Genomic DNA, 778 nt, shown 5'->3' with positions numbered 1-778 from the left:
TCGTCCCGAAGATCTCGCGCGCCATCTTCGCGGTTGTGACCGCTTCCTTGACGGAGTGGCAGCCTGCGGTGTTGGCAAGGATTCTCGTGCCAAGCGAGCGGATCAGCGACCAGAATTTTTCGCCTTCCCTGCGGCCTGCCATCTCACGTCGCAAGGAGACGGTCACCACCGACGTGCCTGACGCCTTGACCGCATCGGCAAGGATGGCCGGCGAAGGATACTGAGCCGTGCCGAGAAGCAGGCGGGAGGGAAGCGTTGTCCCGAGAAGATCGAACATGCTAGCCTCCCTGCATCGGCGAGAGGATTTCGATCCGGTCGCCGTCGCTCAACTGGAATTCCGCCCGGTTGGCTTTGTGCACGAGGTCGCTGTTGACGGCCGTCGCCAGCCAATCGCCCTCATAGTCGAGCGCGGCAAGCAGCTCCGCCAGCGTGGTGGCGGCAACCTCATGCGCTTCGCCATTGACCGTTAGTTTCATGGGCAAGCTCCTTGGTTCTGTCTTGACTGAAAATCAGGTCGGCAGCCTGGCGCGCCATAGCGGGGGCGAGGAGAAAGCCGTGACGATAGAGTCCGTTGATCGCTATGATCTCGCCGTTCGTTTCCACGCGCGGCAGGTTGTCGGGAAAGGCTGGACGGACGCCAACACCGGTTTCAACGATCTCGGCCTCGCCAAAGGCCGGATGGAGGGCATAGGCGGCACCCAGCAGCTCCATCATCGATCGCGCCGTGACCGGTCCGACAGACTGGCTTTCAATCATCGTCGCGCCGATCATGAAACGG

The 778-nt window shown here is 62.0% G+C and carries 2 protein-coding genes and 1 pseudogene; all 3 read right to left on the bottom strand.

The features are described from left to right. Positions 1-277, bottom strand: a pseudogene (locus tag NKH70_RS35695) (thiazole synthase); the annotation flags it as partial. A 1-nt stretch (position 278) separates the two neighbouring features. Beyond that, the gene (gene thiS, locus NKH70_RS35690; RefSeq protein ID WP_111545250.1) at positions 279-476 is read right to left on the bottom strand and encodes a sulfur carrier protein ThiS; all 198 of its coding nucleotides are present in this window, start codon (positions 474-476) and stop codon (positions 279-281) included. Next, positions 445-778, bottom strand: a 334-nt coding sequence (locus NKH70_RS35685; protein ID WP_353027476.1) for an FAD-dependent oxidoreductase, incomplete at its 5' end; no start/stop codon positions are given. The genes thiS and NKH70_RS35685, both read right to left, overlap by 32 nt.

The sequence above is a fragment of the Mesorhizobium sp. M0991 genome (assembly GCF_040318915.1).
Taxonomy (GTDB): domain Bacteria; phylum Pseudomonadota; class Alphaproteobacteria; order Rhizobiales; family Rhizobiaceae; genus Mesorhizobium.
Note: the sequence above shows the minus strand (reverse complement) of the source record. Positions and strands in the feature narration are given on the sequence as shown.

Bases quoted from the DNA above. Each gene is read 5' to 3' on its own strand.
- thiS (WP_111545250.1), bottom strand. From the start codon at position 476: ATGAAACTAACGGTCAATGGCGAAGCGCATGAGGTTGCCGCCACCACG.